At 68.9% G+C, this 26,636-nt stretch carries 26 protein-coding genes, 1 other RNA gene and 1 pseudogene; 9 read left to right on the top strand and 19 right to left on the bottom strand.

The genetic code is table 11. The features are described 5' to 3' along the window. Positions 1-53: 53 nt before the first annotated feature. Complete coding sequence (gene arsC / locus O4N75_RS17545; RefSeq protein ID WP_269626734.1) at positions 54-413, bottom strand: arsenate reductase (glutaredoxin); 360 nt, start codon at positions 411-413, stop codon at positions 54-56. A 173-nt stretch (positions 414-586) separates the two neighbouring features. Here arsC and O4N75_RS17540 point away from each other — a divergent pair, with 173 nt between their 5' ends. Further along, positions 587-1,186 carry a YceI family protein gene (locus O4N75_RS17540; RefSeq protein WP_269626733.1) on the top strand — a complete coding sequence of 200 codons (600 nt, stop codon included), beginning with the start codon at positions 587-589 and terminating at the stop codon, positions 1,184-1,186. Between the two features lie 6 nt (positions 1,187-1,192). Here O4N75_RS17540 and O4N75_RS17535 read toward each other — a convergent pair whose 3' ends face one another. Continuing rightward, positions 1,193-3,568 (bottom strand): M20/M25/M40 family metallo-hydrolase, encoded by a 2,376-nt coding sequence (locus O4N75_RS17535; protein WP_269626732.1) that lies wholly within the window; start codon positions 3,566-3,568, stop codon positions 1,193-1,195. A gap of 114 nt (positions 3,569-3,682) precedes the next feature. Next, complete coding sequence (locus O4N75_RS17530) at positions 3,683-4,378, bottom strand: response regulator transcription factor CtrA (RefSeq protein ID WP_269626731.1); 696 nt, start codon at positions 4,376-4,378, stop codon at positions 3,683-3,685. 307 nt (positions 4,379-4,685) lie between these two features. On the opposite strand from O4N75_RS17530, the gene O4N75_RS17525 reads away from it, so the two are divergent. From O4N75_RS17525 to O4N75_RS17515, 3 genes are all read left to right on the top strand, one after another. After that, entirely contained in the window at positions 4,686-5,828 is a 1,143-nt protein-coding gene (locus O4N75_RS17525) for an SDR family oxidoreductase (protein WP_269626730.1), read from the top strand. Between the two features lie 83 nt (positions 5,829-5,911). Then, entirely contained in the window at positions 5,912-7,249 is a 1,338-nt protein-coding gene (gene fliI / locus O4N75_RS17520; RefSeq protein ID WP_269626729.1) for a flagellar protein export ATPase FliI, read from the top strand. Further along, entirely contained in the window at positions 7,246-7,659 is a 414-nt protein-coding gene (locus O4N75_RS17515; RefSeq protein WP_269626728.1) for a flagellar export protein FliJ, read from the top strand. The genes fliI and O4N75_RS17515 overlap by 4 nt, the downstream gene beginning before the upstream one ends. 37 nt (positions 7,660-7,696) lie before the next feature. On the opposite strand, the gene O4N75_RS17510 is transcribed toward O4N75_RS17515, so the two are convergent. Continuing rightward, positions 7,697-8,098, bottom strand: a complete 402-nt coding sequence (locus tag O4N75_RS17510; protein WP_269626727.1) for a DUF4282 domain-containing protein — start codon at positions 8,096-8,098, stop codon at positions 7,697-7,699. A 202-nt stretch (positions 8,099-8,300) separates the two neighbouring features. On the opposite strand from O4N75_RS17510, the gene O4N75_RS17505 reads away from it, so the two are divergent. After that, positions 8,301-8,801, top strand: coding sequence for a GNAT family N-acetyltransferase (locus O4N75_RS17505; protein ID WP_269626726.1), 501 nt, complete (start codon positions 8,301-8,303; stop codon positions 8,799-8,801). A 7-nt stretch (positions 8,802-8,808) separates the two neighbouring features. Here the strand turns inward: O4N75_RS17505 and flhA are convergent, their stop codons facing one another. From flhA to ssrA, 11 genes are all read right to left on the bottom strand, one after another. Beyond that, positions 8,809-10,908, bottom strand: a complete 2,100-nt coding sequence (gene flhA / locus O4N75_RS17500) for a flagellar biosynthesis protein FlhA (protein ID WP_269626725.1) — start codon at positions 10,906-10,908, stop codon at positions 8,809-8,811. Positions 10,909-10,928: 20 nt separating this feature from the next. Then, positions 10,929-12,296: a sigma-54 dependent transcriptional regulator gene (locus O4N75_RS17495; RefSeq protein WP_269626724.1), complete on the bottom strand. Its 1,368-nt coding sequence runs from the start codon at positions 12,294-12,296 to the stop codon at positions 10,929-10,931. A gap of 29 nt (positions 12,297-12,325) precedes the next feature. Further along, entirely contained in the window at positions 12,326-12,664 is a 339-nt protein-coding gene (gene fliN, locus O4N75_RS17490) for a flagellar motor switch protein FliN (RefSeq protein WP_269626723.1), read from the bottom strand. 5 nt (positions 12,665-12,669) lie between these two features. After that, positions 12,670-13,323 (bottom strand): flagellar assembly protein FliH, encoded by a 654-nt coding sequence (locus O4N75_RS17485; protein ID WP_269626722.1) that lies wholly within the window; start codon positions 13,321-13,323, stop codon positions 12,670-12,672. Beyond that, positions 13,323-14,348, bottom strand: coding sequence for a flagellar motor switch protein FliG (gene fliG / locus O4N75_RS17480; protein WP_267234245.1), 1,026 nt, complete (start codon positions 14,346-14,348; stop codon positions 13,323-13,325). The genes O4N75_RS17485 and fliG overlap by 1 nt, the downstream gene beginning before the upstream one ends. Continuing rightward, positions 14,345-15,991, bottom strand: a complete 1,647-nt coding sequence (fliF, locus tag O4N75_RS17475; RefSeq protein WP_269626721.1) for a flagellar basal-body MS-ring/collar protein FliF — start codon at positions 15,989-15,991, stop codon at positions 14,345-14,347. Before fliF ends, fliG begins: the two co-directional genes overlap by 4 nt. 151 nt (positions 15,992-16,142) lie before the next feature. Next, positions 16,143-18,350: a serine hydrolase domain-containing protein gene (locus tag O4N75_RS17470; RefSeq protein ID WP_269626720.1), complete on the bottom strand. Its 2,208-nt coding sequence runs from the start codon at positions 18,348-18,350 to the stop codon at positions 16,143-16,145. A gap of 110 nt (positions 18,351-18,460) precedes the next feature. Then, entirely contained in the window at positions 18,461-19,231 is a 771-nt protein-coding gene (locus O4N75_RS17465) for a C13 family peptidase (protein ID WP_269626719.1), read from the bottom strand. A gap of 1 nt (position 19,232) precedes the next feature. Further along, positions 19,233-19,700 (bottom strand): PaaI family thioesterase, encoded by a 468-nt coding sequence (locus tag O4N75_RS17460; RefSeq protein ID WP_269626718.1) that lies wholly within the window; start codon positions 19,698-19,700, stop codon positions 19,233-19,235. A 10-nt stretch (positions 19,701-19,710) separates the two neighbouring features. Continuing rightward, complete coding sequence (locus O4N75_RS17455; RefSeq protein ID WP_269626717.1) at positions 19,711-20,193, bottom strand: ClpXP protease specificity-enhancing factor SspB; 483 nt, start codon at positions 20,191-20,193, stop codon at positions 19,711-19,713. A gap of 109 nt (positions 20,194-20,302) precedes the next feature. Then, positions 20,303-20,666, bottom strand: a transfer-messenger RNA (tmRNA) gene (gene ssrA, locus O4N75_RS17450). 153 nt (positions 20,667-20,819) lie between these two features. On the opposite strand from ssrA, the gene O4N75_RS17445 reads away from it, so the two are divergent. Continuing rightward, the gene (locus O4N75_RS17445) at positions 20,820-21,386 is read left to right on the top strand and encodes a septation protein IspZ (protein WP_269626716.1); all 567 of its coding nucleotides are present in this window, start codon (positions 20,820-20,822) and stop codon (positions 21,384-21,386) included. Here the strand turns inward: O4N75_RS17445 and O4N75_RS17440 are convergent. After that, on the bottom strand, positions 21,383-21,823 hold the full coding sequence (locus tag O4N75_RS17440; RefSeq protein WP_269626715.1) for a universal stress protein: 441 nt from the start codon (positions 21,821-21,823) through the stop codon (positions 21,383-21,385). The two genes, O4N75_RS17445 and O4N75_RS17440, sit on opposite strands and share 4 nt — an antisense overlap. 245 nt (positions 21,824-22,068) lie before the next feature. On the opposite strand from O4N75_RS17440, the gene O4N75_RS17435 reads away from it, so the two are divergent. Continuing rightward, a complete protein-coding gene (locus O4N75_RS17435) occupies positions 22,069-22,722 on the top strand; it encodes an aquaporin (protein ID WP_269626714.1) in 654 nt (217 codons plus the stop codon). Here the strand turns inward: O4N75_RS17435 and O4N75_RS17430 are convergent. After that, positions 22,706-23,596, bottom strand: a complete 891-nt coding sequence (locus O4N75_RS17430; protein WP_269626713.1) for a hypothetical protein — start codon at positions 23,594-23,596, stop codon at positions 22,706-22,708. The genes O4N75_RS17435 and O4N75_RS17430 overlap by 17 nt on opposite strands. Positions 23,597-23,609: 13 nt before the next feature. Beyond that, on the bottom strand, positions 23,610-24,158 hold the full coding sequence (gene ilvN, locus O4N75_RS17425) for an acetolactate synthase small subunit (RefSeq protein ID WP_267234085.1): 549 nt from the start codon (positions 24,156-24,158) through the stop codon (positions 23,610-23,612). A gap of 184 nt (positions 24,159-24,342) precedes the next feature. On the opposite strand from ilvN, the pseudogene O4N75_RS21315 reads away from it, so the two are divergent. Beyond that, positions 24,343-24,558 (top strand): annotated as a pseudogene (locus O4N75_RS21315) (SnoaL-like domain-containing protein); the annotation flags it as partial. Positions 24,559-24,623: 65 nt separating this feature from the next. Beyond that, positions 24,624-24,692: a SnoaL-like domain-containing protein gene (locus O4N75_RS21310; RefSeq protein ID WP_348649550.1), complete on the top strand. Its 69-nt coding sequence runs from the start codon at positions 24,624-24,626 to the stop codon at positions 24,690-24,692. Between the two features lie 40 nt (positions 24,693-24,732). On the opposite strand, the gene O4N75_RS17420 is transcribed toward O4N75_RS21310, so the two are convergent. After that, on the bottom strand, positions 24,733-26,529 hold the full coding sequence (locus O4N75_RS17420) for an acetolactate synthase 3 large subunit (RefSeq protein ID WP_269626712.1): 1,797 nt from the start codon (positions 26,527-26,529) through the stop codon (positions 24,733-24,735). Positions 26,530-26,636: the final 107 nt, after the last annotated feature.

Raw genomic sequence — 26,636 nt, 5'->3', positions numbered from 1 at the left:
CTACCGATATGGTTAATCGCCGGTAACCATTCCGGCGACCCCCACGGCTCCGGTTAGAGCAGACCGAGGACCAGTTCGGCAGGACGGCACAGCGCCGCACCCTTCGGGGTAGAGACGATAGGGCGATTCACCAGGATCGGATCGAGGATCATGGCCGCGATGATCGCCTCGTCGGAGGTGGCCGGGTCGGTGAGGCCGAGCTCGACGGCCTTGGTGCCGCGCTCGCGCAGGATCTCGCGGGCCGGAACGCCCATCTTCGCGGTCAGGGCGACGAGCTGATCCCTGGTCCAGCCGGCCTTCAGATATTCCACGACCTTGGGTTCCAAGCCCTTTTCTCGCAGCAGGGCCAGGGTGTTGCGCGAGGTCCCGCACGCGGGATTGTGGTAGATTATGATGTCGTCCTGCGCGGTCATGCGGGGGCCTCCGGGGCGTGGCGGGCTTTGCAGCCCGGCAATAGCGCGTTCGCCCGCCGGTGCGCCAGAGCGGCGACGGAGATGTGAATGCCGCCGCCTCTTCTTGACGGATGGCGGGCGCGGTTCGATCTAGGTCCGATCTGGGCCACATCCACTTCGGAGAACTGCAGACGATGAAGAAGCTTCTCGCGGCCGCGAGCCTGGCGATGATGATCGCCACTCCGGCCTTCGCCCAGATGCCCGGCGCGGCCGACACCTCGCGGATCGCCGCGGCGACCTACAAGGTCGACGGCCACCACACCCAGGTCGTCTGGTCGCTGAACCACATGGGCTTCTCGGTGCTCTACGGGATGTTCGGCGAAATGACCGGCAGCCTGACCCTCGACCCGGCGAACCCGTCGGCCGCCAAGGTGGTCATCGACATCCCGATGTCGGGTTCGACCACGACCTCGCCGGGCTTCACCAAGCACCTGGCCAGCAAGGACCTGCTCGACGTCGAGAAGTTCCCGACCGCCAAGTTCGTCTCGACCTCGGTCGTCGTCGACGGCCAGACCGCCAAGATCAACGGCGATCTGACGCTGAAGGGCGTGACCAAGCCGGTGACCCTCGACGCCAAGCTGACCGGCGCCGGGACCAACCCGATGAGCAGGGCCCACACCGTCGGCTTCGAGGCCACCGCCAAGATCAAGCGCAGCGACTTCGGCCTGGGCTATGCCCTGCCGGTGGTCGGCGACGACGTCGACCTGAAGATCACGGCCGCCTTCGAGAAGTAAGGCCCTCTACCAGGTGAACTTTCGGGCGCCGCCGACGATCGTGGCGCCCGAGGTTCCGGAGGCCATCAGGTCGGCGGGGCGAGCGGGCAAGGGCTTCGCATCCGCCGGCCATTGGTCGATGACCGTCGCATAGCCGATCTCGATCGCCCCTGGGCTGGGGGCGTGGAAGGTCAGGATGAGGCCCTCGGCCGGAGCCTCCCACATGATCCGCGCCGCGCCGCCGACGGGCGGTTTGATCGGATGGCCGTTGAGGGCGGCCTTTTCCAACTTCGCCTTGGTGTCCAGCCGCAGCATCACCGTGCGGGCGCCGGGCGCGGCGATGTGCAGGCGATGGCCGCCGTCCGGCTGGCGGGTGAACTCCACGCCTCCGGGCGGGATTGCGACCGGTGCGGCGCGAGCCGCCCAAACCTCGCTGCGGCGCAGTCCCGGCAGCTTGACGCGTTCGACCGCGCCGCCGTCGGCGCCCAACACCCTGCGGGTCCAGGCGGGCAGGGCCGGGGTGTCGCTGAACCGCAGGGCGCGGCCCTGTTCGCGGTCCAGATAGTAGGCGACGTGGGTCGCCTGGGGATGGCGGGCGGTCCAGGGCGGATCGAGCCGCACCACGCCGACCGCGACGACGCCGAGCAGGACGAGCGCCATGGCCGACATCCGCGCGCCCTTCTGGTCCTCGGCCGGCTGAGCCAGCGGCCACAGCACCAACGCACAGAGCCAGACGATCACCCCAAGCACCTCGGGTTGATCCAGCCCCTGATAGACGCCATGCCCGAAGGCCAGCAGCCAGGAGACGCCGAGCACGCCGGCCGCGGTCAGCGCGACCAGCACCGGCAGGCTGCGGCGCGCGGCCAGCGTGGTCAGCGCCGCTGCAAGCGCGGCCAAGGTCAGCGGCCAGCCCACCAGGAAGGCGGTGGCGGGGGCGGCGTACTGCAGGGCGACTGCGACCAGCAGTCCGGTGGCCAGCACCCCCGCCCAGGCGCCGGGGAGGCGCGCGGGACGGCCGAAGCTCAGCACCGCCAGCAATGCGGCGAGCGCGCCGAGCGTCAGCCCGATGACGTCGAACCGGCCGAAGGCCGAGCAGGCGGCCCCGACCAGCAAGGCCAGCGCCGCGCAGGCCAGCCGCGTGCGGCCGCGGCCGAGGGCGGCGGCGGCCAGCATCAGGGCGCCGACGCCCAGCAGGGCCAGCGCCGTCTCCCAGCGGCCGGCCTGGGCCAGCAACTTGTGCTGTTCGAGGAAGCCGAACTGCGCGCCGCTGGCGAACCGGGCGAGGCGGAAGACCGCCGCGGCGAAGGTCAGGGCGAACAGCGCCGCGCCGGCGCCCTTCAGCACCTCGGCGAAGGCGAGCGCCCCGGCCCGGCGGGCGCGCAGCATGGCCAGCGTCAGCAGCAGGGCGGCGACGGCGACGACGATCCAGCCGGCGGCCGGCGGATAGGCGAGGATATGGCCGCCGACGGTGTTGGCGTAGACGAGGTTCGGGCCCTTGGCCGGAAGCGCGGCGGCGAACGCCGCGGCGTCGGCGGCGGCCAGCACTTGCGCGCCGAGGTGCTGCAGCGAGCCCTTTTCGAGGTTGGCCGGGGTCGAAGTGGGCGCGTGGTAGTCGAACTGGCTGCCGATGAAGGCGTAGTTTAGCCCGGCGATCCCCCTGGCCTTGGGGACCGAGAAGTCGGTGTCGTTGGGCATGTGTTCGTAGAGGAACACAGTCAGCGACGAGGCGACCGGCGACACGGCGCTGTTGCGGAACAGCTCGATCGCGCCGGCGTTGTCGGCCCCGGTCTGGAACATCTGGGCGCGGCCGCCGTTGCCCCGCGCCTCCATGTTGAGCAGGAAGCCGACGCGGTCGGCGAGCGGGTGCTGGTCGAAGAAGGCTTGGGCGCCGAGCAGGCCGCTTTCTTCGCCGTCGGTGATCAGCAGGATGACGTCGCGGGCCGGCTGACCCTTGGCCTTGATGGCGCGGGCGATCTCCAGGGCGGCGGCCGTCCCGGCGGCGTCGTCGGCCGCGCCGGGCGATCCGGGGACGCTGTCATAGTGAGCCATGATCGCCAAGGCCGGCGCGGCGCGGTCAGTTCCCGGCAGCACGCCGATGACGTTCTCGACCGCGCCGCCGGCGATCCAGCCGTCTTCCTGGCGCAGCACCTGGGCGCGCTGGATCTGGGGCGAGAGGCCGAGAGCGGTCATCCGCGCGACGAGGTGGTCGCGGACCGCGGCGTTGGCCGGGCTGCCGATCGGATGGGGAGCCTTGGCGATGACCTCGACGTCGGCCATGGCCCGGGCGGCGGAGAACTCCGTGGCGGGCGCGTCGACGAGGAGGGGCGTCGGCGTTCGCTCCTGCGCCCAGCCGATCAGGAACGCGAGCGCAAGGCACACGACCAGTGCGATAGTTCTTCCCAACGCCGCCTCCCCGCGAACACTGGCGGCGACCCTAGCGCGGAACCTGCGCAAAAAGAAAACGCCCGCCGGAAGGAGCGGCGGGCGTTCGGCAGTCTAGTGAAGCGTCGGGCCCGTTCAGGCCGCCACGGCGCTTTCGTTCGGGTCGCGCAGCACGTAGCCGCGGCCCCAGACGGTTTCGATATGGTGCTTGCCGTCGGCGGCGGCCGCCAGCTTCTTGCGCAGCTTGCAGATGAAGACGTCGATGATCTTCAGCTCGGGTTCGTCCATGCCGCCGTAGAGGTGGTTCAGGAACATTTCCTTGGTGAGCGTGGTGCCCTTGCGGAGCGAGAGCAGCTCCAGCATCTGGTATTCCTTGCCGGTCAGGTGGACGCGGCTGTTGTTCACTTCGACGGTCTTGGCGTCGAGGTTCACGGTGATGTCGCCGGTCTTGATGACCGATTGGGCATGGCCCTTGGAGCGACGGACCACCGCGTGAATGCGGGCGACCAGTTCGTCCTTGTGGAACGGCTTGGTCATGTAGTCGTCGCCGCCGGCGCCGAACGTCTTGACCTTGGTGTCGATCTCGGCCGTGCCCGACAGGATCATGATCGGGGTGTTGATCTTCGCGACCCGCAGGGTGCGCAGAACGTCCATGCCGCTCATGTCGGGCAGGTTCAGGTCGAGCAGGATAAGATCGTAGTCATAGATCTTGCCCAGATCGACGCCTTCTTCGCCGAGGTCCGTCGTGTAGACGTTGAAACCTTCGGATTTGAGCATCAATTCAATGCTCTGCGCCGTGGCGCTGTCGTCTTCGATCAACAGTACGCGCATCAGTTCCTCCTCGAACGGTAGCGCTAGAACCTACAAATTCGGGCAATCCGCCCCGATCCTCGCGGTTAACTTGCCCGCGAGTTAATTTATGATCGGTTAATGGTGAAGCCCCTTCGGACGAATCGTTAACTCGGTTCGGGAATCGGGGACAAGCGCCGCCCTCCGGGGCGAGTCGCGTGGCCGTTGAATCTTTTGTGATTGGACTTGGTGGGCGAACGGCGGATGGGGCCTCGCCCCGATCTTAACCGCGGAACGGTCCCCGCGGCGGGTCGTTTGGACGTGGAACCCCCAAGCCCAAAGGATCGTCATGGCCGTGAAACTGAAGCCGCTCGCCGACCAAGTCGTCGTCATCACCGGAGCATCGTCGGGCATCGGTCTGGCGACGGCGCGCAAGGCCGCCAAGGCCGGGGCGGCGGTGGTTTTGGCCGCCCGCAACGGCGAGGCTCTGCGGGCGATCTGCGAGGACATCAACGCCCAGGGCGGCCGCGCCCATGCGGTGGTCGCCGACGTCGGCGCGCCGCAGGACGTGGAGAAGATCGCGCGCGCGGCGATCGCGCGCTTCGATCGCTTCGACACATGGGTCAACGACGCCGGGGTAGGCCTCTATGGCCAGCTGGCGGAGACCTCGGCCGAGGACCACGAGCGGCTGTTCCGGACCAACTACTTCGGGGTGGTCAACGGCTCGTTGGAGGCGGTGAAGCACTACCGGGAACAACGCCGGGCCGGGGCGGTGATCAATGTCGGGTCGGCGTTGTCGGACGTGGCCGCGCCGCTGATGGGCGCCTATTCGGCCTCCAAGCATGCGGTGAAGGGTTTCACCGACGCGCTGCGGCTGGAGGTCCTGCGGGAGAAGATCCCGGTCTCGATCACCCTGATCAAGCCGTCGAGCGTCTCGACCCCGTTCGCCGATCACGCCCGAAACCTGATGGACCAGGCGGCCTCGGTCCGGCCGCCGCGTTACGCCCCCGACGTCGTGGCCGACGCCATCCTGCACGCCGCCGTCCATCCGGTGCGCGACATCGTAGTCGGATCGGGCGCGCGGCCGATGGCGATCGGATCGGCCGCGGCCCCGATCGTGGTCGACAAGGTGCTGGCCCGGATGCTGCCGCCGATGAACCGCAGGCGGGGAGACAAGCCGGCGCGCGACAATCTCTATGAGCCGGGCCTCGACGGCCTGACCGAGAGCGAGCACCTGAAGGGTCGCCGCTTCAGCGTCTATACCGAGGTCCAGAAGCGTCCTGGCCTGACCTTCGGTCTCAGCGCGCTGGCCGTCGTCGGGCTGGCCGCCTTCCTTGGCCGCGAAGGGTTGTCGAAGACCGCCCGGCCGCTGCTGGCCAAGGCTGGGCGGCCGTTGCTGCTGGGGGCGGCCATGCGGCGTCCGGCGACCGCCGCCAAGCTGGTGGCGCGCCACCCCGGCCAGGCGGCGCGGCTGGCGGCGGCGCTGCGCTGACCAGGCTGGGAATCTTCATCGGGAGTTAACGGCGGCGGGCGGATTCTCCCTGGAGGTCGAATCTGACCGCTGGGGTGCTGTCCTTGCGTAGCCTTGTCGCCGCCGTCGAGCGGATCGATCCGCTTACCGTCTCCGGCCGCGTCGCAGCCGTGAACGGCCTCCTGATCGAGGCCCGCGGCGGGCTGACGCGACTGGCCGTCGGCGCGCGGGCCGAAATCGAGCGCCGGGCCGACAAGCCGCTGGCCGCCGAGGTGGTGGGCTTCCGCGAGACCCGCGCCCTGCTGATGCCGTTCGGCCCGGTCGAGGGCGTGGCGCCAGGGGCCGAGATCCGCATCGAGCCGCAGGGCTCGGCTGTCCGGCCGACGACCGCCTGGCTGGGCCGCATCATCGACGCCTTCGGCGAGCCGATCGATGGCCTGGGGCCGCTGCCGCAGGGCACGGCCGCCTATCCGCTGCGCGCCGCGCCGCCTGCCGCCCACGCCCGCGGCCGGGTGGGCGAGCGCCTGGACCTGGGCGTGCGTTCGATGAACGTCTTCACCACCTGCTGCCGCGGCCAGCGCCTGGGCGTGTTCGCTGGGTCGGGCGTCGGCAAGTCGGTGCTGCTGTCGATGCTGGCCAAGCAGTCGGACTGCGACGCGGTCGTGGTCGGGCTGATCGGCGAGCGGGGCCGCGAGGTCCGCGAGTTCATTGAGGAAACGCTGGGCGAGGAGGGGCTGAAGCGCGCCATCGTGGTGGTCGCCACCTCCGACGAGCCGGCGCTGAAGCGCCGCCAGGCCGCCTACATGACCCTGGCCATCGCCGAGTTCCTGCGCGACCAGGACCTGGAAGTCCTGTGCATGATGGACAGCGTCACCCGCTTCGCCATGGCCCAGCGCGAGATCGGGCTGGCCGCCGGCGAGCCGCCGACCACCAAGGGCTATACGCCGACCGTCTTCACCGAACTGCCCAAGCTGCTTGAGCGCGCCGGTCCGGGGCCGATCCGCCCCGACGGCACCACGGCGGGGCCGATCACCGGCATCTTCACGGTGCTGGTCGACGGCGACGATCACAACGAGCCGATCGCCGACGCCGTGCGCGGGATCCTCGATGGGCACATCGTGATGGAGCGGGCCATCGCCGAGCGCGGCCGCTTCCCGGCGATCAACGTCCTGAAGTCGATCAGCCGGACGATGCCGGGGTGCCACCTGCCGCACGAGCGCGAGATCGTGAAGGCCGCGCGGCAGTCGCTGTCGGCCTACGCCAATATGGAAGAGTTGATCCGCATCGGCGCCTATCGCGCCGGGGCCGATCCGCAGGTCGACCGGGCCATCGCCCTCAATCCCGCGCTCGAGGCGTTCCTCGGCCAGGACAAGGACGAGGCCACCAGCCTCGACGACAGCTTCAACATCCTCGCCCACATTCTGAACGGTGAAGCCGCATGAGCTGGGCCCAGTCCCTGATCAAGCTCTCGACCTACGAGGTCGAAATCCTCCAGAAGCGCCTGGGCGAGATCGCCGACCGGCGGATGCAGGCCGAGATGAAGCTGGCCTTCCTCGAAGCCGAGGGAGAGGCGGAGGCGCAGCGGGCCCGCCAGGACGCCGAGGCCGGCTGGTACCAGGTCGGGTTCTGGGAGGGGCTGCGGGCCCGCAAGGCGGTGATGCAGTCGCAGATCGACACCATCGCCCTGGAGGAGGCCGGCGCCCGCGACGCTCTGGCCTTGGCCTTCGAAGAGCAGAAGAAATACGAGCAGGTGGCCGAGGGCATCCGGCTGGCGCAGGTCAAGGAAGCCGCGCGCCTCGAAACCGCGGCGCTTGACGAGTTGGGACTGCGCAGGGCGGCCGGCGGCTGGTGAGCCCGGCGAGGGGCGTGGCGGCCCGGATCAGGGCGGGCTAGTTCAGCGGGCCGGGGTTCGGCTGGCGAGGCGCCGCGCGGGCGGGCGCCTGTTCGGCCGCGTCGGCGGCCTCGCGCAGGGCGTGCAGGTCGTCGCTGAGACGGAACAGGGCGACGTAGAGTTCGCAGAACGAGCGCCACAGCAGCACAAGACCTGCGACCACCAGCAGACCGGCCACCAGGACCGGGATCGCCAGAATCACGCCGATCCAGCTTTCCTCGCGCAGAGCGACGCCGACGGCGGCCCCGACAGTGCCGAACGCGATCAGCGCGATGACCCCGAGGCCGGCCCAATAGATGAGATGAATCACCTGGTTGGTCATCAGCCGCTCGAAGGTCAGCAGATCCCAGAAGATCGCGCTGCCCGGGCCGCGCCGGGTCGGGGAAGCAGGTCGCCGCATTCGATTTCCAACGCTTCGCGGCCCAATCGACCGCGCCAGGGGCAAATCGCTATCAGCCGAGGCCCGCGGCTGCAACGCCCGTTGAGCCGCGGGCCGGGCCGCCCGTCGTCGCGCAGGCCGGAATTGAGCGCCAGGCGCGCGTCTCCGCACGGGGCGGGATGACATTGTTCGCCGATTGCGTGCTAGTCTTTTAATCATGGGCATGACGACGCAGGCCGCCGACTGGAGACTTGAGCCGATTTCGGGCGCCGACCGCGATGTGGTCGAGATCATCGGGCTGCCGCCGGAACAGGAGGCGTTCGCCGGCAGCCTGGACGAGGTGTTCGGGCGACTGAACGAAACCGACGCGGTCGGTCTCGAACAGGGCTTCGCGGTGATCGAACCTGGCGGGGAGGTGGTCGGCTTCTTCGTGTTGCGCGAGGGGCTGCGCCGCCCGCCCTGGGCGCCGCCCGGCACGGTCAGCCTGCACAATTTCCGGGTTCGCCCGGGGTTCCAGGGCAAGGGCGTCGGCCGCCGCTGCATCAGCCTGCTGGAAGCGTGGTTCGTGCGCGAGCGGCCGGTGCAGCCGCAGCTGATGCTGGCGGTCAACGCCCGCAACCTCCCGGCCATCGAGGCCTACCGGAAGATCGGCTTCGTCGACACCGGCGGCCGCCACGAAGAGGGCTTCGGCCCGCAGCTGATCTTCGCCAAACCGCTGGGCTGACCCAGGCCTAGATCTGGCCCACCGTCTTCAGCCGCGCCTTCGGGTGGATTTCGTTCTGGCTGAGCACCGGGGTCTGGCCGCGGAAGCGCTCGATGATCGAGCGCACATAGGGGCGGATCTGCGGGCTGGTCAGCAGCACGGCGCTGTCGCCGGCCAAGGCTGCGCGCTCGAAGGTGTCGCGAACAGCGCGGATGAAGTCCTGCAGGCGCGAGGGGGCCAGGGCCAGTTGCTTTTCCTCGCCGGCGCCGATCAGCGCCTCGGCGAAGGCGTTCTCCCATTCGCCGGACATGGTGATGATCGGCAAGGCCCCGTCGTCGCCGCGATAGGCGAATGACAGCTGGCGGGCCAGGCGGCCGCGGACCTGTTCGACCAACATGGTGATCGAGCCGGTGTGCGGCGCGGCCTCGCCGATGCCTTCCAGGATCGCCGGCAGGTCGCGGATCGAGACCCGCTCGCGCAGCAGCGCCTGCAGCACGCGCTGGATCGTGGTCGCCGAGACGACCGAGGGCACCAGGTCGTCGACCAGCTTCTTCTGTTCGGCCGGCAGGTCCTTCAGCAGCTTCTGGACTTCAGCGTAGGAGAGCAGGTCGGGCATGTTCTCCTTGAGGATCTCGGTCAGGTGCGTGGTCAGCACGGTGGCCGGGTCGACGATGGTGTAGCCGCGGAAGGTCGCCTCCTCGCGCAGGGAGTCGTCGATCCAGGTGGCCGGCAGGCCGAAGGCCGGCTCGCGCATGTGCTCGCCCGGCAGCTCGACCTGGCCGCCCGAGGGATCCATGGCCATCAGCGAGCCGAGCCGCACCTCGCCGCCGCCGCCTTCCATCTCCTTGATGCGGATCATGTAGCCCTGCGAGGGCAGGCGCATGTTGTCGAGGATGCGCACGGCCGGCATTACGAAGCCGAAGTCCTGGGCCAGGGTGCGGCGCAAGGCCTTGATCTGGTCGGTCAGGCGGCGGCCCTCGAGGTCGTTGATCAGCGGCAGCAGGCCGTAGCCCAGCTCGATCTTGATCTCGTCGATGGCCAGGGCCTGGCTGATCGGCTCTTCCTGATCCTGGGCGGCGGCCGCGGCGTCGACCGGCACGATGTCGACGGGCGGCGGCAGAAGGGCTTCCTGCGAACGGCGCCAGGCCAGGAACCCGGCGCCCGCGGCCAGGGCGGCGAACGGGATGATCGGCATGCCCGGGATCAGGGCGATGACGCCGGCCGAGGCCGAGACCATGCCCAGGCTGATCGGGTTCATGGCCAGCTGGGCGACCAGGGCCTTGTCGGCCGAACCGTCGACGCCGGCCTTCGACACCAGGAAGCCGGCGGCGATCGAGATGATCAGGGCCGGGATCTGGCTGACCAGGCCGTCGCCGATGGTCATGATCGTATATGACGAGGCGGCCTGGCCGATCGGCACCTTGTGCTGGACGACGCCGATCAGGATGCCGCCGATGATGTTGATGGCGACGATGATCAGGCCGGCGACGGCGTCGCCGCGCACGAACTTGCTGGCGCCGTCCATGGCCCCGAAGAAGGTGCTTTCCTGCTCCAGCTCCTTGCGGCGCTTCTTGGCCTCGTTCTCTTCGATGAGACCGGCCGAGAGGTCGGCGTCGATGGCCATCTGCTTGCCGGGCATCGAGTCCAGCGTGAAGCGGGCGGCGACTTCGGCGATCCGACCCGAACCCTTGGTGATGACGACGAAGTTCACGATCACCAGGATGATGAACACGATCACGCCGATGACGAAGTTGCCGCCCATCATCAGCTTGCCGAAGCCTTCGATGATCTTGCCGGCCCCGTGTGCGCCTTCGTGGCCGTGACCGAGGATCAGGCGCGTCGAGGCGATGTTCAGCCCCAGGCGGAACAGGGTGGTGACCAGCAGGACGGTCGGGAAGGCGGTGAATTCCAGCGGCTTCTTGATCAGAAGCGATGTCATCAGGATCAGCACCGACGAGGTGATCGACACCGCCAGCAGCATATCCAGCATGAACGGCGGGATCGGCAGGATCAGCAGGATGACGATGCCGATGACGCCCAGCGCCAGGGCGACCTCGCCCTTCATCAGCCAGCCCAGCATTTCGCGGGGCGAGGGACGAGCCGAGGAGGAGAGCGAGGCGTCGGTCATGATCTACTCGGGTTACTCGTTCAGGCCGCGCTGGCGCCCATCTGCGGGGCGGGCACCGAGACGCCGGCCTCGGTGTATTCCTTCAGCTTGTTGCGCAGGGTGCGGATCGAGATGCCGAGGATGTTGGCGGCATGGGTGCGGTTGCCCAGGCAGTGCGACAGGGTGTCGATGATCAGCCGCTGCTCCATGTCGGCGACAGTCTGGCCGACGAAGGTGCGGGTCACCGCCTCGGCGGCGTCGGCCGCGGTCTGGGCGGCGCGGGCGGCCGGATCGGGGGCGGCCAGCGGCTGGCCGTCGGGCAGGCGGATGGCGCCTTCCTCGATCTCGGCGCCGGTGGCGAGCAGCACCGCGCGGTGCATGGCGTTTTCCAGCTCGCGGACGTTGCCCGGCCAGCGATGGGCGGCCAGCCGGCGCTTGGCCTCGGCCGACAGCGGCCGCTCGGGCATGCCGTTGGCCTTGGCGTACTTGCGGATGAAGAACTCGGCCAGGGCGACCACGTCGCCGGGCCGCTCGCGCAGCGGCGGCAGGCGCAGGTTCACGACGTTGAGGCGGTAGAGCAGATCCTCGCGGAACGTGCCGTCCTTGACCGCCTGGGCCAAGTCGCGGTTCGAGGTGGCGAGGATACGGATGTCGACCTTCACCGGCTTGGCGCCGCCGACCCGGTCGATCTCGCGCTCCTGGATAGCGCGCAGCAGCTTGGCCTGCAGGCGCGCGTCCATCTCCGAGATTTCGTCGAGCAGCAGGGTGCCGCCGTTCGCTTCCTCGAACTTGCCGATGCGGCGGGCCACGGCGCCGGTGAAGGCGCCCTTCTCGTGGCCGAACAGCTCGCTTTCCAGCAGGTTCTCGGGGATCGCGGCGCAGTTGACCGAGATGAACGGGCGGCTGGCGCGGCGCGACTTCTGGTGCACGTAGCGGGCGATGACTTCCTTACCCGAGCCGCTTTCCCCGGTGATCAGGATCGAGGCTTCGGACGGGGCGACCTGGTCGGCCAAGCTGATGACGCCCTGCATGCCTGGATCGCGCACGACCATCGGCTTTTCGTCGTCGGAGACTGCGGCCAGGACGGCGGCGATCATCTCGGCGTCCGGCGGCAGCGGGATGAATTCCTTGGCGCCCGCGCGGATCGCGTCGCCGGCCTTCTGGGCGTCCGGGTCGACGCCGCAGGCGACCACCGGCACGCGGATCCGCTCGCCTTCGTTGGCGGCGATCAGCCCGGCGATGTCGAGGTCGTAATCGACCAGCAGCAGGTCCGCGCCCTGGCCGGCGCGCAGGGCGTGGGTGGCCGCCTCGATGGTCTCCACGTGGCTGACCTTGGCGCCCGCCGTCATCGCCATCTTCACGGCGTTGGAGAGCTGTCCGTTCAGTTTTCCGACGACCAAAAGCCGCATAGCACTATCTCCTACAGACCCTCAGGCGATCAGCCCTGAGTGTCGCCGTCCTTGATGATTTCGGTCATGGTCACGCCCAGGCGGTCGTCGACGATGACGACCTCGCCGCGGGCGACCAGCCGGTTGTTCACGTAGATGTCGATGGCCTCGCCGACCTTGCGGTCCAGGTCGAGGACGCTGCCCGACTGCAGCTGCAGCAGCTGGGCCACCGACATGGTGGCGCGGCCGAGCACCGCCGAGATCGAGACCGGCACGTCGAAGACCGGGGCCAGGTCGCTGGCGGTCTTGTCCTCGATCTCCATGCCCATATCGGCCAAGGGCATGTCGGAAGGCCCGAATTCGTCGAGTTTGAGGTCGTTGTCGGACATGGCGGTCAGCTTTCGCTTCCGGGAATGAGGGGTTCGGCGTGCAGCCCTTCGGCGGCTAGCGCCGCCTGCAGCGCGGCGTCCACGCGGGCGGCGGCGGCGGCCGGATCGAAGGCCGCGGCGCCGTCGCCGAAGTCGAGGGTGAAGGCGGCCGGGCCGACGCCGGCGGCGGGTCGGACCTGAATGGCGCCAGGGTAGCCGATCGCTTGGGCGGTCTGCTCCAGCGCCGCCTGGGCGCCTTGCGCCAGGTCGGAGCCGACGCTGACGATCAGCCGCGGCGAGGCTTCGATCTCGCGGGCGAGGTTCTCCAGGGCGGCCTGGATCGGCGCCTCGGGGAACTTTGCCAGGGCGGCGTCGGCGATGGCCCGGGCGCAGGCCAGAGCCAGCTCCGCGGCGCCGACGCGATGCTCGTGCGCGACGCCGGCCAGCCGCGGCAGGGCCTGGCCGACGCTGGCGGCGATCTGCGACAGGGCCTGGGCCTGCAGCGCGGCCATCGAGGCCAGGGCCTGGCGCTCGCCCTCGGCGAAGGCCTGGGCGCGTAGGACCTCGACCTCTTCGGCAGGGAACAGGCGCTTGGGCCGCTGGGCGGCGTAGGCGACGTCGCCAGCGTTGTCGAACACCGTATCGAAGCCGAATTTCGGGTGGGGCGTGCTGGTGGTCATCAGTAGATCAGCTCGTCATCGCCGCCGGCCCCGGCCAGCATGATCTCGCCCTTGGCGGCCAGGTCCTTGGCGACCTGGACCATGGCCATCTGGGCCTGGTCGACGTCGCGCAGGCGGACCGGCCCCATGCTTTCCATGTCCTCGCGCATGATCTTGGCGGCGCGCTCGGACATGTTGGAGAAGAACATCTCGCGCAGGGAGTCGGACGCGCCCTTGAGCGCCAGGCCGAGCTGGTCCTTCTCGACGTTGCGCAGCAGGGTCTGGACACCGCCCGGATCGAGTTTCGACAGGTCCTCGAACACGAACATCAGGGCGCGGATGCGCTCGGCGCTCTCGCGGTTGCGCTCCTCCAGGGCGGCGATGAAGCGCGCCTCGGTCTGGCGGTCGAAGGCGTTGAAGATGTCCGCCATCATCTCATGGCTGTCGCGCTTGGAGGTGCGCGCCAGGTTGGACATGAATTCGGTGCGCAGGGTCTGCTCGATCTTGTCGAGGATCTCGCGCTGCACCGGCTCCATGCGCAGCATCCGGGTCACGCATTCCAGCGCGAAGTCTTCCGGCAGCGCCGCGAGCACGCGGGCGGCGTGGTCGGACTTCACCTTCGACAGCACCACCGCGACGGTCTGCGGGTATTCGTTCTTCAGGTAGTTGGCGAGCACCGCCTCATTCACGTTGCCCAGCTTGTCCCACATGGTCCGGCCGGCCGGACCGCGGATTTCCTCCATCAGGGAGTCGACCTTGTCGGGCGGCAGGAAGGCCTGCAGCAGGCGCTGGGTCTGTTCGAACGAGCCCATGATCGCCCCGGCGCCGGACATGCCGGAAATGAAGTCGACCAGCAGCTGTTCGACGGCGCTGGACGAGACGGTGCCGAGGCCGGCCATCGCCTGGGAGATCTCCTTGATCTCCTCCTCGTCCAGGTGCTCCCAGATCGTCTTGTGCTCTTCGCCGAGCGCGAGCAGGACAACCGCGGCGCGCTCAGGGCCGCTGAGCTTGGATGCGTCGTTGATGGACTTCACGCGGCTGCTCATGTCGTCTCGTGGAGCCAGCTACGCAGCAGCGAAACGGACTCTTCGGGGTGCGTCTCGACGAATTCCGAGACGCGCTTCACCGAGGAGGCCTTCACCTGGCCCTCGATGCGGGCGATGTCGATGCGTTGCTCCAGCTCATTACCGGGGCCGGGCAGGGCCAGCGGTTGGCCGGTGGCCGGATCGACCTGGATCTGCAGGGGCTGGCCGTCGGCGGTGGTCACCAGCCGGGTGACCGGCGCGCCGCCAGCCAGGGCCGGCATGCCGGCGCCGCCCTTCGACGGCTTCAGCATCGGGCGGACGACGAAGAAGATCAGCAGCACCGCGACCAGGCCGAGGATGCCGAGCTCGACGGCGCGCATGATGTCGTTCTTGTCGAAGCCCATCAGCGGATTAGCGGTCTCGACGCCGCCCTCGGCGTCGGCCTGCGGGAAGCGGACGTTGACGACGGTGACCTGGTCGCCGCGGTCGGCGTTGAAGCCGACGGCGGTGCGGACCAGCTGCTCGATGCGCTGCATCTCCTCGGCCGAGCGCGGGGTGTAGGCGCCCGGCTTGCCGTCCTGGCCCGCGGCGGTGACGCCGTCGACGGCCACGGCGACGGACAGCCGCTTCATGTCGCCCGGCTCCTGTACCTCGGTGCGGATGGTCTTGGAGATCTCGTAGTTGGTGGTCGACTCGGTGCGGCCGCTGGCGGACTGGTTCATGGCCTCGCCGTTGGCGCCGACGCCGCCCGGGATATTGGCGCTGGCCGAGACCGCGCCGTTGGCGTCGGGCTGGTTCTCGCGCGAGGTTTCCTCGTTGGTGGTCTCGGAACGGACGACCTGGCCGTCGGGGTCGAAGGTCTCCTGCTGGACGGTGACGCGGGCCAGGTTGAGGTCGGCGGTGACGTTGACGCGGGCCTTGCCAGGGCCGACGACCCCCTCGACCAGCTTGGTGACGGTCTTGGCGATGCGCTGCTCGACGTCGCTGCGGCGGCCGTCGGCGGCCTGGGCGCCGAAGCCGTCCTCGCCCGCCGACAGCGTCTTGGCGTGCTGGTCGACGACGGTGACGCGGCCGGGCTTCAGGTTCGGCACCGCGCTGGAGACCAGGTTCTGGATCGCCTGCACCTGATCGGCGGACGGCGCGCGGCCGCCGACGCCGATGGTCACCGCCGCGGAGGGCTGCTCGGCCTCTTCCTCGAACAGCTGGCGCTTGGGCAGCACCAGGTGAACACGGGCCGAGGTGACGCCGTCCAGGCTCTGGATCGTACGGGCCAGTTCACCCTCCAGGGCGCGCTGGCGGTTCAGCTGCTGGACGAAGTCGGTCTGGCCGAGGGCGTTGGCCTCGTCGAAGATCTCGTAGCCGACCGAGCCCGAGGTCGGCAGACCCTTGGACGACAGCATCAGGCGGGTGGAGGCGACCTGGTCGCGCGACACCATGATGGTCGAACCGTCGCCCTTGACCTCGTACTTCACGCCCGCCTGGTCGAGAGCGGTGGTGATCGAGCCCGCTTCCTTGAGGTCGAGGTTCGAATAGAGCAGGGCCTTGGGCTCGCCCAGGTTCATGGTCAGCGCGATGAGCGCGGCGGCGACGCCGATCCCGATCCCGAGGATGGCCGCCAGTCGTCCGATTCCGAACCTCTGCAGGGCGGCTACGAAGTTGTTCAACGCGGGCGTCCTTCCCGGGGTACGCGGGACGGACGCTCACTCGCCCGCCGCTAGGCAGGATTTACCCAGTGCTTGGTAAACGACGCGTTTACATTTGCGGCGTTAACGCCTCAATTCGCGGAAGAATCTTGTTCTCTATGGTTGAGAAAAATCAACCACTCCAAGGGGTAAGCGCCCCCCAGAGGCCAAGCAGCACCGTGAAGACGCCATAGAGCAGGGCGGTAAAGGTAAACGCCGCCTTGCGTGTGGCGGTCCACGAATCAACCCGCCGTCCGCCACGCCAGATCGCCGGCGTCAGGATCAGGCCGCCCAGGGCCAGGGCCGCGGCGACCAGCACGCAGGCCGAGGCGATGATCAGGGTGACCCCCGGCCAGCGGTACATCACATTGGCGATGTCGGCGGCGTTGGCGGCCCAGGCGCCAAACAGGGCCAGGGCGGTCAGCCAGAGCACCGCCTGGGCGGTCTGCAGCAGGCTGGCCTGGCGTTGGACCGCGGTCTCGCGGAAGTCGCGGCGGTTGCGCAGGAAGAGGCCGCCGATGGTGGCCAGGGCCGCTAGCCCGACGAGGATCGCCGCTCCGCCGAGCACGGCGGGGCGCTTCCAGAAGCCGGTGCGTTCGAAGGTCTGGTCGCCGAAGCTGCTCTGGAAGCTGTGGGCGCGGCCGCCGTCGATGGCGAAGGCCAGGTGTTCGGCGCCGGTGGTCGAGATGAACCGGCCTTCCGACAGGTCGCCTTGCGGCACGAAGCTCTTGGTCTTGCCCTGCGAGGTGACCAGCAGGTGGCCGTCGGGAGTGACCGTCACCGACGCGCCGCCGATCATCAGCCCGACCATGCGCTCCAGGCCGCGATAGGCGCGACGCGTGCCGACATAGTAGCCGGCGAAGTCGCCGCCGCGTTCGGCCAGGACGGGCGAACCCTTGCGGGGGAAGGTCTCGGGCGCGACGTAGAACTGCTGCACGACGTCGCCGGCCAAGCCCATGGCCAGCTCGCCGCCGGTCTCGGTGTTCGTGCTGATGAACACCCCGAGGTTCAGGTCGGGGATCACCACCATGTTCGACAGGAACGACAGGGTGCCGCCGGCGTGACCGAAGCCGGTGCGTCCGCCGGGCAGGTTGTACTCGATGAATCCGTGCCGCCAGCCATTGATGCCGGGCGCGGTCTTGCGGATCGGAGTGTTGAAGGCGCGCGCCGCGGCGGGCCCATAGATGACCGCGCCGTCCAGGGCGCCGCCGTTCAGCAGCAGCTGCATGTAGCGAGCCATGTCGGCGGCGGTTGACGACGCCGAGCCGGCCGGCGCCACCTGGCTGATGTACTCGAACGGACGGGCGACAAAGCCGCCAGGCGTCCAGCGATAGCCTTCGGAAATGTTGTCGGCCAGGCGCTGAGGGATCGCGCCGGGGATGCCGGCCTTCGGCGGGTGCGGCTCGCGGAAGCTGGTGCTGGTCATCCGCGCCGGCAGAAAGATGCGCTCCTCAATCAGCCGCTCGAACGGTTTGCCGGCCACATAGGATACGGCCTGGCCGGCCAGGGTCGCGCCGTAGTTGGAATAGGCCGAGGCCGAGCCCGGCGCGCGCACGCGGCGCGGCCGCTCCTGGCGCAGGTAGTCGGCCATGGGGCGCACGCGATCGAAGTTGCGCTCGAACAGATGGCCCAGCGCGCGGTCCTCGAAGCCCGGCGAGTGGTCCATGAGATTGATGACGCGCACCGGCGTGCGGAAGCCCTGGTCGCGGATCTGCAGCCGCTCGGGCAGGTAGAGATTGACCGGCGCGTCCTGGCGGATGCGGCCGGCCTCGATCTCGTTCATCAGCGCGATCCAGGTGAAGGTCTTGGAGATCGAGCCGATGCGGAAGAGGGTCTGGTCGGGATCGACCTTGCGGGCCGGCGAGAGGCTGGCCAGGCCGTAGCCCTTCTTCAGCACCACCTGGCCGTTCTGCACCACCGAGACGGTGACGCCCGCAATGTGGTCGCGGGCCATGGCGCTGCGCACCACGCCGTCGACATAAGACTCCAGCTCAGCGGTGGGGATCGCCTCGCCGGGCGCCAGGCGCGCGCCGGAGGGCGCGGCCGGCAGGGCGGCGGCCGCGGTCAGCGGAGCGCCCGGGGCGGCGGCCGTGGCGGTGGTCGCGACCGCTACCGGCGCGACTGCGGCGGCGGCCGCGGCGGCCGGGCGCTGGCGCTGCTGGCGCTGCAGGCTCGTGTAGGGAACCGGGCCGCGGGGATTGACCGCTGGCGCCGCGGCGGCCGGCGCAGGGCTGGCCGCGGGGGGCGAGGCCGGGGGCGGCGGGCTCGTCTCCTGGGCCGCCACGGCGGTCGCCGCGCAGGCGAAGGCGGCGGCGAAGACGGCCTTGAACATCAAACGCATGGATGATTACCCGCTGGCCCCTGTTGCCCCACGACTCCACTTGTAGGGCGCCTGGCGCGCGGGGCGCTAGAGCGGTTGCAGCCTGCGACGATCCGGCCGTGGATCAGTGTTCAGTCGCCGCCTGGCGGGCTGGTGGGAAAGGCGTAGAGCGGCAGCATCGGGCGCAGTTCGCCGCCGATCCAGATCTGGGGCTCGGAGGGCGGCGCCATGCCCTCGGCGATCTCGCGCAAAGCCACGCAGCTCTTCACGGCGCTGGCCAGGGCGGCGAAGTCGCGGACCGCCGGGCTCGACTTCAGCACGCAGTCGTCGAAGAAAGGATAGACGTTGTCCTCACCGCAGCCGAACGAGGTGCGGTCCGGCCGTGCGGCGGTCAGGATCATTCGGTTCGGATGGGCCAGCGGGCGGATGAAGACTCCCGAAAAGCAGGCCGACACGATCACCACGGTCGGGCGGTTACGGCAAGTCGCGTCGAGGATTCGCGCCAGCAGACCCGGGGTCAGGATTTGCTGGTCGACCACCACGCCCTGCCGCGCCCCATGCGAGGTGAAGTAGACCAGGCAGCCGGACGTGGCCCTGGACGACAGGTCGTTCAGCGAGCGGTAGATCGCCAGGGTGTCCGATTTCAGCGGCCGGTCCTTGTAGCGCTCGGGCCGCACCGAGAACTGGACAATGTTGCCCTGGGCAAAACCGAGCCGCTGCAGTTCCTTGGAGACGTCGCGGCGGGCGTTGTCGAACGCCTCGGTCGGGCCGCCGCCGCTGCCGTGGAAGTCGCCCGCGACGACGACGGCGGCCCAGTCGCCGAACGGTCCGGCCTGGGCCGGCGCGGCCATGGCCAAGGCCCAAATGAAAAACGCGCCGACGATGCCAGCGCGTTTCAACATGTCAGCTCTTGTACCGCTGGAAGGGCGTGGGCACCGCGGTCCCCGTCGCCTTGGCCAGAAGCCGCCCCTCGGCGTCGTAGAGCTCGCCCTCCGTGAAGGCGAGGGTGCGGCCCCACTTGGCGACCCTGCCGATCCCCTTGAGTTTTCCGGGCGCCGCCGGCCGGAAGAAGGTGGTCTTCATCTCGGCGGTCGGGGCGACGTGGGTCATGCCCGAGGCGACCATGCAGGCCACCGACATGCACTCGTCCAGCATCGCGCAGAGATAGCCGCCCTGGACCTGTTTCATCGGATTGAGCAGCAATTCGGGCTTGGCGTCGAACTCGACCTCGACCGACTTCTCGGCCTGGCTGACCGCGACGATGCGGAAGCCCAGGGTCTGGGAGCCGGTCGGCTGGTTCTTCGAGCGCTGGAAGCGCGCCAGGATGGCTTCGTCCGTCAGGACTTCGGGTTCGGCGGCGACGTCGGTCATCTGGGCGCGGTCACTTCTTCCGGAAGGTGTCGAGCGAGACGACGTTGGGGGCGTTGGGGTCGGCCGGCTCGGCCGGCGCCGCGGGCGGCTCGGCGGCCGCCGGCAGGGTCGCGGCCACGGCCGGAGCTTCGAACTGCAGCAGGAACTGCACGCTGGGATCATAGAAGCGGGTCACCGCCGCATAGGGCACCGACATGCGCTTGGGCTGGCCGCCGAACTTCAGCGTGACCGAGAAGAAGGTCTCGCCGGGCGCCAGGTCCCAGTACTGGTGCTGCAGGACGATGGTCATCTCGTCAGGATATTTCGACAGCAGGTCGTTGGGGCCGGAGACGCCCGGCGCCTCGGTCTTGAACGTGATGTAGAAATGGTGCGCGCCCGGCAGGCCTTCCGGCGCCGCAGCGCGTTTCAAGGCGGCCTTCACCACGCCGCGCAGGGCCTCCTGGGCCATGGCTTCGTAGTGCATCTGGTCTTGGGCCGGCGGGTCCTGGGCCATCGAAACTCCGGGGGTACTGAACGTGGGGCGGAGGGTAGCGTTTCGGCGTGCGCGCGCAAGGCGGCTCTCGTCGCAGGCGGCGCCAAATCGCAGGGTCGTAGGACGTGAAGGTGGAGGGGTTCTGTTGCAAGGCCCCCTCCGGGCCCCGCCTAGCGCTGCTAAGACACTAGGAGTTTAGGTCGAAATCTATCGGACCGCTTACGCAGCCAGACGGACTTCTTCAGCGAAGTTGTCGTTCGCATTTAGTTTAAAGCCCGAAACGGTGGGCCAAGCCGAGAGAAAGCAACACCTTTAGACGTCTGTCGATGCTGATCGGCCCCATGCTTCCGGCGACAACTGCCGAGGAAGGATTGGTGGAGCCGCCGGGAATCGCACCCGGGTCCAGTCCGCTTATTACGTGCGCGTTTATCTCCATAGTCGGGGCGAACCCCGACATCGCCAATATAGGGGCCGCGCGCCGGTTTTAGAAGAACTTCCCGCCTCGGAACGGTGGATGACCGTTCGCGAAGCGCGAACGGACAGGCCGATTTCGCGAACCGCCACGTCCGGTGCGCGGGCGGGTTCGGTGTTCGGCCGGCGCGGCCGCTAGGCTTTGCGCACGCTTTTAACACCTGGAGTTTCCGCCTGTGAGCCCGCTCGTCTACGCTGCCCGCCCGATCCTGATCGACATGGCCGCGACCCTGGTCTTCTACGCCATTCTCGCCGCGAGCGGCGACGTCGCGCTCGCCACCGGCGTAGGCATGGCCCTGGGCGTTGCGCAGGTCGTGGTGATGAAACTGCGCGGGCGCAAGATCGCGGCCATGCAGTGGACGGCGTTGGCCCTGGTGGTGGTCATGGGCGGGGCCACGCTGATGACCCACGATGCGCGCTTCGTGCTGTTCAAGGCGACCATCGTCTACGCGGCGATCGGGGCGGCGATGCTCGAACGCGGCTGGATGGGCCGCTACATGCCGCCGGTCGCCCAGGGCCGAATCCCGGCGTCCTATGTGAACGGGGCGGGATACGCCTGGGCGGGGCTGATGTTCGTCAGCGGGGCGCTCAACCTCGGCCTCACCCTGCTGGCCGACCCGAAGCTGACCGCCGGCGTCATGTCGCTGTGGGCGCCGGGGTCGAAGCTGGTGCTGTTCGCCGCGCAGTACCTGCTGTTCAGGTCGGTGGCGCGGCGCAACACGGCGGCTGGAGTCCGCGTTTAGCGGACCACCAGCACCGGGACCGAGGCGTGGGTCAGCACTTCCGAGGTTTGACTGCCCAGGATCAGGCGGCCCAGGCCGCGGCGTCCATGCGAGGCCATTACGATCACGTCGACGCCTTGCGACTTGGCGGTCTCGACGATGGCCTCGGCCGGCGGCGAGTTGGGCACATGCAAGGTCTTGGCCGCCACGCCGGCCTTGTCGGCCGCGGCCTTCGCGCCGCCAAGCACGCGGTCAGCGAATTCCTTCTGGATCTCGTCATAGTTCCCCATCTCGGGCGGGATCCAGCCGCCGGCGGCGCTGGCATAGACCGGGAACGGCTCAGTGACGGTGATCAGGGTGACCTGCGCGCCCAGCGCCTTGGCGAGGGCCAGCCCTTGATCGACGCCCTTCTGGGCCGTTTCGGAGCCGTCGGTGGAGATGAGGATGTGCTTGTACATATTGTCTCCATGTACGGGGCAGGTCGCGTTCGTTGCGACCTGAATGAATATTCGCGTGTGCGATCCGCAGTTCCAATTCCGCGAAACTACATAGGTTGCACGCGAGGGGCGCAACCTAAAAGCCGAGCTTCCTGTCGGTCAGCCATGCCGCCCCTCAACTCTGAGTGAGCGTCACGATGTTCGTGGAGTGGCGCTATCTCAAGCCTCAACCATGGGTTAGCCTCGTTTCAAACGGGAGGCATCTCATGCAGAAGTTCGTAGCTGAATTCATCGGTACGCTGACGCTTGTGCTCTTCGGGTGCGGCGCTGCGGTTCTGGGCGGCGAGCACGTCGGCCAGCTCGGAATCGCCCTGGCCTTCGGCTTCGCGATCGTCGCCATGGCCTACGGGATCGGCGCGATCTCCGGCTGTCACGTCAATCCGGCGGTCAGTCTGGCGGCGTTCGTGGCGGGGCGGATGAACGCTCGCGACCTCGTGCTTTACTGGATCGCGCAGTTCCTCGGAGCGCTGGTCGGGGCCGGCATCCTGGCGGCCATCGCCGGCACGGCGGGCGGGCTGGGGCAAAACGGCTGGGGGCCCGGCTACAATGGCGAGTTCAGCATGCAGGCGGCGTTGATCTTCGAGGTGGTGATGACCGCTCTGTTCGTCATCGTGATCCTCGGCTCGACCTCCAGCGCGGCGCCGGCGGGGTTCGCGGGCCTGGCCATCGGCATCACGCTGGCCGTCATCCACATCGTCGGCATCCAGGTCACCGGCGTCTCGGTGAACCCGGCGCGCAGCTTCGGGCCGGCGGTGCTGGTCGGCGGTCAGGCGCTCGCCCAGCTCTGGCTGTTCTTCGTCGCTCCGGCGATCGGGGCGATCATCGGCGGGGCGCTCTACCGCCTCAACGTTCTGCGCTAGGCGGAGGCGGAGCCGCTTCGTCTTCGGGCGGCGGCTCCGTAAAGCTCGGCGGCTGGGGGCGGGCGTTCGGCGCGGGTTTCAACGCGCCGCCCTCGGCGATCAGGTCGCGATAGGCCTCGCGCGCCGACGCGTAGTTCGCGCCGCCCGGATAGATCACGTCGATGCGCGGCTCGTGGCCCAGCGCCAAGCCGAGCACGGTCTCCAGCACGTTGGCCGCCTGACCGATCTCGGCGCTGTCGCAGGCGCGGCGGACGGCGCGCACCTGGCCGGGCTGGGCCAGGGTCAGGTCGTAGGAGGTGCCGTCGACACAGAGCGCGTCGGCAGCGCCGGCGCTGTCGACCACCCGCACCTCGCGCGGAGAATTCCAGATTGGATCCCGGGCCAGCGCGGTCAGCCGCGCCGCCGCACCGTCGGGCGCCTCGGCGTCGAAGCCGACGCGGCGGGCGATGCCAGGCTCGCAGCAGCCGAGCCCGGCGCGGGCCTGGATGAAGGCCTTTCCGTCGCGCCGCACGATGGCGCGGACCAGGGTCTGGCGCGCCGACGTCGCCGGCCGCACCGCGACCTCGACGATCAGTTCGCCGGACCGGAGCAGCTGGTTCTGCAGCGGCGGCAGGCCCCACAGGCGGTAGAGCAGGGGATCATAGCCGTTGGCGACGACCAGCGGCCGCTCGCCCCGGCCTGGGCGACGGCCGCCGAGCGGGTCGGCCGCTTCGTCGGGTTTGGGCCGGGCAGCGTCCCACCACGACTTCGGGTCGGGATCGGGCCAGGGCCAATCGAGGACGTGAGGCGGCTGCGGGGCCTGGCCGGGCGATTGGGCCAGGGCCGGCGCGGGCAGGAGCGCGAGGATGAGAACGGTCGCGGCGATGCGGACCATTCGATCCTCCTTCCTACATGGCGTCGGGGCCCCTGGTGATGGAAAGCACGCCGGTGCGCGACAGTTCCACCAGGCCCAGCGGGCGCATCAGCTCGACGAACTTGTCGATCTTCGACGAGACGCCGGTCAGTTCGAAGATGAAGCTGTCGATGGTGGTGTCGAGCACCTTGGCGCGGAAGATGTCGGCGATGCGCAGGGCCTCGACGCGGTCTGGGCCGGTCCCCTTGACCTTGACCAGGGCCAGCTCGCGCTCCAGGCCGTTCGGGTCGCGGGTCACGTCCTGGACGTGGCGGGTGGCGACCATCTTCTCGAGTTGAGCCTCGATCTGCTCGAGCACGTGCGGGGCGCCACGGGTGACGATGGTGACCCGGCTGGTGTGGGCCCGGCGGTCGGTCTCGGCGACAGTCAGGCTCTCGATGTTGTAGCCGCGGGCCGCGAACAGTCCGACCAGCCGGTGCAGTACGCCCGGCTCGTTCTCGACCAGGATCGCGAAGGTGGCCAGGTTCTCGGCCTCCTCGGCGTGGCTGAGATCGTAGACGGAGGCGGGCTGGGCGTCGGACATGCGGGGCTCTCTAAACGTCGGTCGTCGAGGACGTGTCACATGCGCGCCCGGGGGGCAAGCCGGGACTGCGGCGCGAGCGTGAACAAATTATGAACGATTTGCTTTCGCGGAACGGCGGTTGGTGAGCCGGGCGCCGCGCCTGGGCGCTGCGCGCGGACTGTCCCAATCCCTGGAGCTGACAGTCATGAGCACCCAAGACATCGCCAACGACCTGGTCGCCCTCTGCAAGGCCGGCAAGTTCGACGAGGCGGCCGAGAAGTACTGGGCCGACGACGTGCTGGGCGTCGAGGCCGCGCCCGGAGACATGGCGCAGATCCGCGGCAAGGACGCGGCGCGCGGCAAGGGCGAGTGGTGGTCGAACGCCCACGAGGTGCATTCCTCGGAGGTCGAGGGGCCTTACGTGAACGGCGACCAGTTCGTCGTGCGGTTCAAGATGGACCTGACCCAGAAGGAAACCGGATCCAGATGGACGAGGTCGGGGTCTACACGATCAAGAACGGCAAGATCGCCGAGGAGCGGTTCTTCTACGGCTGAGGCGGTCGGCGCCGAGCGATCCTCGGCGCCGACGCATTCGTCAGACCAGCCGCTTGCCGGCGTCGTCGATGATCGAGCCGAGGTCGCGGGCTTCCTCGGCCATGATCATCTCGTTGTGGGCCTTGCCGGACGGGATCATCGGGAAGCAATTCTCTTCCTTGGTGACCCGGCAGTCGAACAGCACCGGCTTGGGGCTGGCGATCATCTCGCGGATCTTGTCGTCCAGCTCGTCCGGATGCTCGGCGCGGATGCCGACGCCGCCGAACGCCTCGGCCATCTTCACGAAGTCCGGCAGGCTCGACGAATAGGAGTGGCTGTAGCGTTCGCCGTGCAGCAGCTGCTGCCACTGGCGGACCATGCCCATCCATTCGTTGTTCAGGATGAAGACCTTGATCGGCAGGTCGTACTGAATGGCCGTCGAGATCTCCTGCATGGTCATCTGCACCGAGGCGTCGCCGGCGATGTCGATGACCAGGGCGTCGGGATGGGCCATCTGCACGCCGACCGCAGCCGGCAGGCCGTAGCCCATGGTGCCTAGGCCGCCCGAGGTCATCCAGCGGTTGGGCTGGTCGAAGTGGTAGTACTGGGCCGCCCACATCTGGTGTTGGCCGACCTCGGTGGTGATGTAGGTCTCGCGGTCCTTGGTCAGCTCGTATAGGCGCTCGATGGCGTACTGCGGCTTGATCAGCTTGGCGTCCGGCCGATAGCGGAACGACTGGCGGGCGCGCCAGGCTTCGATCTGGCGCCACCAGTCGTCGAGCGCGGCCTTGTCGGTCGAGAGGTTGCGCGACTTCCAGGCCGCGATCAGATCCTCCAGCACGCTGGCGGCGTCGCCGACGATGCCGATGTCGGCGCGGACGTTCTTGCTGATCGACGAGGCGTCGATGTCGATGTGGATCTTCTTCGAACCTGGGGCGAAGGCGTCCAGGCGGCCGGTCACCCGGTCGTCGAACCGCGCGCCGATCGCGACCATGACGTCGCAGTCGTGCATGGCGTTGTTGCTTTCGAAGCTGCCGTGCATGCCGACCATGCCCAGCCACGCCGGATCCGAGGCCGGGAAGGCGCCCAGGCCCATCAGGGTCGAGGTCACCGGCGCGCCGGTCAGCTTGGCGAACTCGCGCAGCAGTTCGGCCGCCCGCGGGCCGGCGTTGATGACGCCGCCGCCGGTGTAGAGGATCGGGCGGCGGGCGCCGGCGATCAGCGCGACGGCGTCGGCGATCTTGCTCGGCTCGCCCTTGGTGCGCGGGTTGTAGTTGTGCGCGTGGGTGACCTCGGTCGGGCCCTGGTAGACGCCCTTGGAGAACTGGACGTCCTTGGGGATGTCGATGACCACGGGGCCGGGGCGGCCGGACGTGGCGATGTGGAACGCCTCGTGGATGATCCGCGGCAGGTCGGCGACGTCCTTGACCAGGTAGTTATGCTTGGTGATCGGGCGGGTGATGCCGATCGTGTCGCACTCCTGGAACGCGTCGGTGCCGATCAGGTGGGTGGCGACCTGGCCGGTGAAGACGACCATCGGGATCGAGTCCATCAGGGCGTCGACGATGCCGGTGATGGCGTTGGTCGCGCCCGGGCCCGAGGTGACCAGGACGACGCCCGGCTTGCCGGTCGAGCGGGCGTAGCCCTCGGCCATGTGGGTCGCGCCCTGCTCGTGGCGGACCAGCACGTGCTGCAGGCGCTTCTCTTCGAACAGCGCGTCGTAGATCGGCAGCACCGCTCCGCCCGGATAGCCGAACAGCACCTCGACGCCCTGGTCGATGAGGGCGCGGACCACGATCTCGGCGCCGGTCAGGGTCTCAATCGTCGTTTCGGCAGCTATCGTCTGGTGGGCTGTCATTTCAGCAAGGCCTTGATTTTCGGCAATAAAAAAGGCCCTCAAGGGGCCTGGGCGAGCGACCTTCAGCGGTCTGACACGTGGTCAGTCCGCGAGAGGTCGCACAGAGA

This window comes from Phenylobacterium sp. NIBR 498073 (assembly GCF_027286305.1).
In the GTDB taxonomy this organism is placed as follows: domain Bacteria; phylum Pseudomonadota; class Alphaproteobacteria; order Caulobacterales; family Caulobacteraceae; genus Phenylobacterium.
Note: the sequence above shows the minus strand (reverse complement) of the source record. Positions and strands in the feature narration are given on the sequence as shown.